This is a genomic window from Streptomyces sp. NPDC046977 (assembly GCF_040644455.1).
Classification (GTDB): domain Bacteria; phylum Actinomycetota; class Actinomycetes; order Streptomycetales; family Streptomycetaceae; genus Actinacidiphila.
In genome coordinates, this window is record NZ_JBEYWO010000011.1 from 233,517 (window position 1) to 241,396 (window position 7,880).

Genomic DNA, 7,880 nt, shown 5'->3' on the forward strand with positions numbered 1-7,880 from the left:
ACAGATGTCATGGGTGTGGCCCCGGTACGGGTACCGGGGCCACACCCATGGCGTTCGTGACGCGGAGCTCAGCCGGTCAGGAGGTGCCCTCCACGGTGACCGTCTTCTTCTGCGGGTCGTCCGTCCGCAGCGCGGGCAGCATCGCCGAGGCGACGTCCTGCGGGGTCACGGCGGTCTTGCTGCCGTCCCCGCGGGTGACCAGCACGCCGTCGAAGGCGCCGCCGTACAGCTCCTTGAGCACCTTGGTGTCGATGTACGGGCTCAGGTTGCCGTCGTCGTCCGGGACCATGGACAGGATCTCCGAGAGCGAGTGCTCCGGGCTGAACGGGACGGGGGAGCCGTTGCCGGCCTTCACGTACACGTAGCCCGACATGGCGGTCTTGCCGAAGCCGTTGACCGCGTCGTCGAGCGCGGCCTGGGTGACCTTGGGCTCGACGGTGGTCGCCGCCAGGGTGACCAGGCCGGGCTTGCCGCTGGCGAGCTGGGTGGCGTAGGCCGTGGTCAGCTTGTCCACCGAGCCGTCCACGTCGATGGCCTGGTGCGGCTTGCCGGCGACGGCCACGGCCTTGCCGGACACGAACGTCACCTTGCCCTCGGAGCCCGCGCCGCCGAGGCCTTCGGAGAGTTTCTTCAGCTGCGCACGGAGCTTGTCCTTGTCGGTGTCCACGACGGGGTCGACCTCGCGGCTGCCGCCGAACAGCGAGCCGATCACCGTGACGGGGTTGTAGTCGCGGTGCGCCACGTTGCGGACGGTCGCGTCGGTGTCGAGGACGAGTCCGGCGGCCGAGGGCTTGAGCTTCATGGTCTGCTCGCCGACGGTGACGGTGATCGCCGCGTCCTTGCGGCCGCCGAGCGCCGCGTCGAGCGACGCCATGGCGTCGTCCCGGGACTTGCCGCCGATGTCCACGCCGTAGACGGTGGTGCCGGCCGGGACGTCGGAGTGGTCCATCAGCAGACCCGCCCCGTAGGCGATGCCGAGCAGGACCACCACGGCCGCGCCCGCCAGTATCAGCTTGGAGCGTCCCTTGGGCTTGGGGGCCGGCTCCTCGTCCTTCTGGAAGTGGTACGCGTCGCCGCCGGCCGCCGGGACCGGACGGGTGACCGAGGGGCCCGCGGGGGGCACGGCCGGGATGCCGCTGACGACCGTGTCGCCGGACAGCCGCTCCCCCGCGGGCGCGAACGCGCCGGGAAAGGGCGCCGGGGCCTGCGCGGCGTGCGGCGCACCGGCCGGGGGGATCCGCATGTCGCCGGTGACGGGGCCCGTGGTGGGGCCGGCCGGGGCCTGGAAGCCGCGGAACGGCGTGCCGGGGCCGCCAGGGCCTCCAGGACCGGGCGCACCGGGACCCGCGGGTCCGCCGGGGCCCGCCTGGCCGGGGAACGGCCGGGGGCCGGGAACGCCGGGGCCACCGGGCCCGCCCGGGCCCGTGGGGCCGTCGTTGAGGTACGGGATGGGGCCGCCGCCGGACGCGGCGGGGCCGCCCGGGCGGCCGGGGCCGCGTCCCGGACCGCCGTTGCGCATCGGCAGGTCGCCGAGCTGCATCGGCTGCGTGGTCTCCGGGGCGGTGAAGTCCTGCGCCGGCGCGAAGTCCTGGGCGGGCGCGAAGTCCTGTGCCGGAGCGGGGGCCGGTGCGGGCGCGGGGGCGGGCAGTGCCGCCGCCTCGGGCGCCTGCGGGGCCGGGGCGGCCTTGCGCGGGGCGAACCAGTCGCTGGTCGGCTTGGAGCCGCCCTGCGCCGGGACCTCCGGCTCGGCGGCCGGTACCGGCGCGGGGGCGGGCTCGCCCTGCCCGGGGCCGGCGGGGCCGCCCGCGGTCCACGCCGCGGGCTGCTGCGCCGCCTCGGCGGCGGGGCCGGCCGCCGGGGAGGCGGGGGCCTCGCCCTCGGCGCCGCCGTCGACGGTCGTACGGACCACGACGGGCGGAATCGGCCGGGACCCGGGGATGTTGATCCGGACCCGGGTGGTCAGCGTTGTCTCGGTCCTCGGCTCTCCCGCGGCAGCGGCGGCCGGGGTCTCCCCTTCGGCGGCCGCCTCGTCCCGCGGGCCCTCCTGCGGATGCAGCGACGGAAACGGGCGGGTCCCGTACGGCGGGGTGCCCGAGGGATACGCGGCTCCGCCCCGGCCCTGGTGGCCGGGGGACGGACGGTCAGTTTCACGACTCAATGCAGGCTCTCCCGGTTCGCTTCGCCACCCGTCACGGCCTTCCGCGGGCGGCCCGGCGGCGCGCACCACCATACTGGGCACCGCCGAGGAGTCGCCTGCCGCCGGGGGGAGACCGCCCGTACCAACGGGACTTATGCGACGTCATCCACCAAATCGGACGACGTGCAGTTCGTGAGCGGTCAACGCGCGCATCGTAACGGACGGAACGTGGCGCCTATCGTGCCTCAAGCGATCCACCGCCGGGAGGCCCGGGTTGCGCAAGCGTGGCCGACATCACGCCGGCCATCGCGCCGCCCAACAAGTAGATGTACGGGCTGAGTCCATTGGCGAACAGGAAGTCGCCCTCCGGGCGCGCGGAGCTGAGGAAGATCACGGTGAGCAGCCAGACGGCCGCCGGCACCACCGCCCCCACCCGCCCGCCGGTCAGCCTGCCGCCGCCCCAGAACAGGGCCGCGCTCCCGGCGAGCGCCAGGATCAGCCCACCGGGGAACCACGCCGCCTGGACCAGCGCCCCGGCGACGGCGACGGCGGCGCCGAGCACCGCCAGGACGGGGTACGCGAGCCGCCTCATGCCCCCACCCCCGCGAACAGGTCGTCCTCACGGCCGTCGGCGACCCCGGGCTCGCCCTGGACCAGCCGGTAGTACTCGGCGCCGAAGAGCGGCTGCCCGAGGTCGTTGGAGAGGGCGAAGAACGGGCCGTCCACCGCGATCTGCGTGATGTGGGCGCGCATCGCCGCCGTCTTCTGCGCGGCGTGCCGCCCCTCCAGGTCGACGACCGCGGTCGCCACGGAGTCGTCCACGACGCCCGGCAGGTCGTCGGGGCTCGCGACGCCCTCGAAGAGCGCGGACCTGCCGGCCGCGTGCAGCCGCGCGAAGCCCTTCTCGACCTCGGAGCGCGGAATGCAGTTCCAGTAGACCTTGGCGACGGTGTGCGGGTCGCCGAGGCCGGGTCTCCAGGACGCGTCCGCGGCCAGCTCCGCGGCGCGCATGGAGACGCGGTGCGCCTGGATGTGGTCGGGGTGGCCGTAGCCGCCGTCGGGGTCGTACGTGACGAGCACCTGCGGCCGCGTCTCGCGGATCACCTCCACGAGGTACGAGGCCGCCTCGTCGAGGTCCGCCTGCCAGAAGCAGTCGGGCCGCTCGTTCTGCGGGACGCCCATCATCCCCGAGTCGCGGTACCGGCCGGGGCCGCCGAGGAACCGGTGGTCGGTGACGCCCAGCTCCTTCATGGCGTCGGCCAGTTCGCCGATCCGCTGCGTGCCGAGGGTGTCGTCCCGGTCGGCGGCCAGGTGGGCCAGTTCCGGCGGGATCACCTCGCCCTCCTCGCCCAGGGTGCACGTCACGAGCGTCACAAGGGCCCCCTCGGCGACGTACTTGGCCATGGTGGCGCCGTTGTTGATCGACTCGTCGTCGGGGTGTGCGTGGACGAGGAGCAGCCGGCGGGCGGGTGTGGCGGTCATGGGGAGAGCCTACGGCTCAGAACTTGAAGTCCCCGATCATGCCCGCGACATTGTTGGTCAGGTCCCTGATCGTCGGGGCGATCGACGAGCTCGCCAGATAGAAGCCGAGCAGTACGCAGACCACCGCATGGCCCGCCTTCAGCCCGGACTTCCGGACGAGCAGGAACACGACGATCAGCAGCAGCAGCACCGCCGAAATCGAGAGTGCCACAGCGGCTCACCTCCAGGGCCTCAGGGTCGCGGCAGCAGTTGCCAACCGGTTGTTACCCACTCTTGGCAATGGATCATAACTTTGTGGTGGACCGCACAGCTCGGTGCACGGGAGCACGCGGGGGCGCATGGCCGGTTCTCGCGGGTGCGCGCGCCGGGTCCGGCGACCGGCCCGGTGGGAGGATCGCGGCATGACGCAATCGCTCTCCTTCCCGCGGCAGTACGCCCGCACGCAGCGGTTCTCGCTCGGCGCCCCGCGTGCCTTCTCCGTCTCGCCGGACGGCGGGCGCATCGCCTTCCTGCGCTCCCGGTCCGGCACCGACCGCTCGCACCTGCTGTGGGTGCTGGACCTGCCCGCCGGCGGCGGCACGGCGGCCGAGCGGGTCGCGGCCGACCCCGCGGCCCTGCTCGCCGGCGCGGACGAGGAGCTGTCGCCGCAGGAGCGGGCGCGGCGCGAGCGCAGCCGCGAGGGCTCGGCGGGCATCGTGGCGTACGCGACGGACGACGCGGTCGCGCTGGCCGCCTTCGCCCTGTCCGGGCGGCTGTTCGCGGCGGACCTGGCCGCGGGCACCGCCAGGGAGCTCCCGGTGCCCGGCCCGGTGGCGGACCCCCGGCCCTCGCCCGACGGGCGCCGGGTGGCCTACGTGGCGGACGGCGCACTGCACGTGGTGGACGCGGACGGCGGCGGTGACCGCGCGCTGGCCGTGCCGGAGGGCCCCGGCGTCACCTACGGATTGGCGGAATTCATCGCCGCCGAGGAGATGTCCCGCAGCCGCGGTTTCTGGTGGGCGCCGGACGGCGGCGCGCTGCTCGCCGCGCGGGTCGACGACGCCCCGGTGCGGCGCTGGTGGATCGCCGACCCCGCCAACCCCGGGCAGGAGCCCGCCGAGGTGGCCTACCCGGCGGCCGGCACGCCGAACGCCCAGGTCACGTTGGTGCTGCTGGCCCTGGACGGCACGGCGACGCCCGTGGAGTGGGACCGGGAGCGCTATCCGTACCTGGCCCGGGTGCACTGGTCCGCGGCCGGCCCGCCGCTGCTGCTCGTACAGGCCAGAGACCAGCGCGAGCAGGTGTACCTGGCGGTCGACACGGCCACCGGCGGCACCCGGGAGGTGCACCGCGAGCGCGACGAAATCTGGCTGGATCTTTTCGCCGGGGTACCGGCCTGGGCGAGCGGTGAGCGCCTGGTGCGGATCACCGACGAGAGCGGCGCGCGATCCCTGATGGTGGGTGAACGCGCCTTCACCGGGCCGGAGTTGCACGTGCGTTCGGTGCTCGGGAGCGACGGGGACGCCTTCCTGCTGACCGCCTCGGCGGGTGCCGGCGCCAAGGACCCGGAGACCGGCGAGATCCATGTGTACCGGGCGGACGGCGGGCCCGGCGGCCCGGTCCGGCTGTCCGGCACCCCGGGCGTCCACACCGCGGTGCGCTCCGGCGGGGTCACCGTGCTGACGTCCGCCTCGCTGGAGGAGCCGGCCGCGACCACGCGCGTGCTGCGCGACGGCGCGGAGCCGGCCGCGATCGCCTCGTACGCCGAGACCCCGGTGCTGACCGCCCGCCCCGCGCTCACCACCGCCGGCGAGCGGGACATCCCCGCGGCGGTCCTGCTGCCCACGGGGTACCGGGACGGCGACGGCCCGCTGCCCGTGCTCATGGACCCCTACGGCGGCCCGCACGGCCAGATGGTGGTGCGGGCCCAGCGCGCCTATCTGCACGCGCAGTGGCTGGCCGACCAGGGCTTCGCGGTCGTCGTCGCGGACGGCCGCGGCACGCCCGGGCACTCCCCCGCGTGGGAGAAGGCGATCGCCGGCGACTTCGCCGGGGTCACCCTCGGCGACCAGGTCGACGCGCTGCACGCGCTCGCCGCCCGCTACCCGCTGGACCTCGGCCGGGTGGCCATCCGCGGCTGGTCGTACGGCGGTTACCTCGCCGCGCTGGCGGTGCTGCGCCGTCCGGACGTCTTCCACGCGGGCGTGGCCGGCGCCCCGGTCACCGACTGGCGGCTGTACGACACCCACTACACCGAGCGCTGTCTCGGCGACCCCGGGCAGCAGCCGGCCGTCTACGCCGCCAACTCCCTCGTCACCGACGCGGGGCTGTCCGCACCTGCGGAGCAGGCGCGGCCGCTGATGCTCGTCCACGGCCTCGCGGACGACAACGTGGTCGCCGCCCACACCCTGCGGCTGTCCTCCGCCCTGCTGGCCGCCGGGCGCCCGCACGAGGTCCTCCCGCTGTCCGGGGTGACCCACATGACCCCGCAGGAGCAGGTCGCCGAGAACCTGCTGCTGTTCCAGGTCGCCTTCCTCAAGCGGGCCCTGGGCCTCGGCACCGCCTCCTGACCCGCGGCCTTCCCCGGCTCCGCCGCGTGGCCCGACCACACCGGAGGGGCACCCCCAGCGGCAGCCGGGGAAGCCCGTGCGCCGGCACCTCCCGGCCCGGACCGCCACAAGCCATCCCCCGGCCCCACCGGGAGTACCCGCACCACGTGCCGACCGCACCGACCAGGAGAGGACACTCCGCCTCGCGGTGCACCGCACCGGAGGGACACCCCAGCGGCAGCCAGGGAAGCCCGCGCACCGGCACCTCCCGGCCCGGACCGCCACAGGCCCTCCCCCGGCCCCACCGGGAGTGCCCGCACCGCGTGCCGACCGCACCGACCAGGAGAGGACACTCCGCCTCGCGGTGCACCGCACCGGAGGGACACCCCAGCGGCAGCCAGGGAAGCCCGCGCACCGGCACTTCCCAGCCCGGACCGCCACAGGCCCCACCGGGAGTGCCCCGCGCCCACCGCGTGAAGGCACTGCGCCTCGCAGCACGTCGCACCGGACGACGCCTCCTAGCCGAACGGGGGCTCGCGCAGGTACGCCGCGCGGGCCTCCCCGGGCGGCGGCCCGTACGCGTCGACGACGGGCAGGACCTCCGTCCGGTCGAAGAGCGGCATGCTGAGGGTGTCGGCGGCCGGCACCACCTCCGCGTCCGCGAAGGGGTCGCCCTCCGGCGCCCCGTCCTGGTCCGGCCTGCGGGGGATCAGCAGCAGGACGGCCACCACGGCCGCGGCCGCCGAGAAGCCGGCCGCGAACTCGGCGCCGCCCAGCGCCTGGAGCCGGAAGGTGACGAGGACGGGGACCGCGACGGCCCCCAGCAGGCACGCCACCGAGATGCCCAGCGGCCGGGAGAACGGCGCCCGTGCCAGGGCCGCCGCCCCGGCGGCCGCGGCCAGGGCCGTGCTCGCCCAGGCCTGCCAGTCGAAGGGCGCGCCCAGTTGGGAGTTGACGAGGTAGCCGCCGACGGCCGTGCGGAACAGGAAGCTGGGCGGCAGCGGGACGGCGGCCGGATCGCCGTGGGTGCGGGTGAACTCCCAGATGCCTGTGATCGCCGCGGCGACCAGCAGCAGCAGTCCGGCGAGCACTCCCGCGGCGGGTCTGGGCGGCGCGGGGGCGTCCGTGCCGTTGCGGCGCACGACCAGGAGCAGCAGGAGCGCCCCGGCCACCTGCCCGCCCGCGGTGAGCAGCAACGGCCCCTGGAGGCCGCGCAGGACGCCGCCGGAAGCGGGGGCCAGCAGGAGGGCCGCGGGGGTGCGCAGCGCCAGGGTGATGACGGCGGCGGCCCCGAGCACCCCCACCCCGCCGGGCCGGAAGGCGGCCACCGCGCCGGCCGCGTACAGCCCGAGCAGCAGCAGGTCCACGGTGGAGGTGATCATCGGTGCCCCGCCGACCGGCACTCCGAGCCCGGTCCACACCCTGAGGGCGCCCTCCGCCCGGAACTGGGTGACGTCCTGCGCCACCCAGACGGCCTCGGCCGTTCCCAGGGCGGCACAGATCGCTCCTCCGAGCCGATACGTCTGCCGCATGGCCACCTCCCAGGCCCCTCCGGCAGCAGTGTCCTTGCGTTCGGGGGGAGTACGGGCCGCGGGCGCCCCGCGTTCAACGCGGGGTCCGGCGGTGGCCGGCCGGGGCGACCCGAGGTCGCCCCGGCCGGCGAGGAAGCCGGGGGTGTTGGGGATCGGGCGGCCGAGCGGGACGATGCCGGTACGCAGGCCCTCCGGAACGTC

The 7,880-nt window shown here is 75.6% G+C and carries 6 protein-coding genes; 1 reads left to right on the plus strand and 5 read right to left on the minus strand.

The genetic code is table 11. The annotated features are described in order from the left end of the window. Positions 1-76: 76 nt before the first annotated feature. The 4 genes from ABZ883_RS19390 to ABZ883_RS19405 all read right to left on the minus strand — a co-directional run bounded on the left by ABZ883_RS19390 (position 77) and on the right by ABZ883_RS19405 (position 3,830). The gene (locus ABZ883_RS19390; protein WP_360907399.1) at positions 77-2,158 is read right to left on the minus strand and encodes a hypothetical protein; all 2,082 of its coding nucleotides are present in this window, start codon (positions 2,156-2,158) and stop codon (positions 77-79) included. A gap of 214 nt (positions 2,159-2,372) precedes the next feature. After that, positions 2,373-2,729: a DUF6113 family protein gene (locus tag ABZ883_RS19395; RefSeq protein WP_360907401.1), complete on the minus strand. Its 357-nt coding sequence runs from the start codon at positions 2,727-2,729 to the stop codon at positions 2,373-2,375. Next, entirely contained in the window at positions 2,726-3,619 is an 894-nt protein-coding gene (mshB, locus tag ABZ883_RS19400; protein WP_360907403.1) for an N-acetyl-1-D-myo-inositol-2-amino-2-deoxy-alpha-D-glucopyranoside deacetylase, read from the minus strand. The genes ABZ883_RS19395 and mshB overlap by 4 nt, the downstream gene beginning before the upstream one ends. Before the next feature lie 16 nt (positions 3,620-3,635). After that, positions 3,636-3,830 carry a hypothetical protein gene (locus ABZ883_RS19405; RefSeq protein WP_319665541.1) on the minus strand — a complete coding sequence of 65 codons (195 nt, stop codon included), beginning with the start codon at positions 3,828-3,830 and terminating at the stop codon, positions 3,636-3,638. Between the two features lie 190 nt (positions 3,831-4,020). Between ABZ883_RS19405 and ABZ883_RS19410 the strand changes: the two genes are divergently transcribed. Continuing rightward, positions 4,021-6,168 (plus strand): alpha/beta fold hydrolase, encoded by a 2,148-nt coding sequence (locus tag ABZ883_RS19410; protein WP_360907405.1) that lies wholly within the window; start codon positions 4,021-4,023, stop codon positions 6,166-6,168. 497 nt (positions 6,169-6,665) lie between these two features. Here the strand turns inward: ABZ883_RS19410 and ABZ883_RS19415 are convergent. After that, a partial coding sequence (locus ABZ883_RS19415) for a hypothetical protein (protein WP_360907407.1) occupies positions 6,666-7,880 on the minus strand: 1,215 nt, incomplete at its 5' end.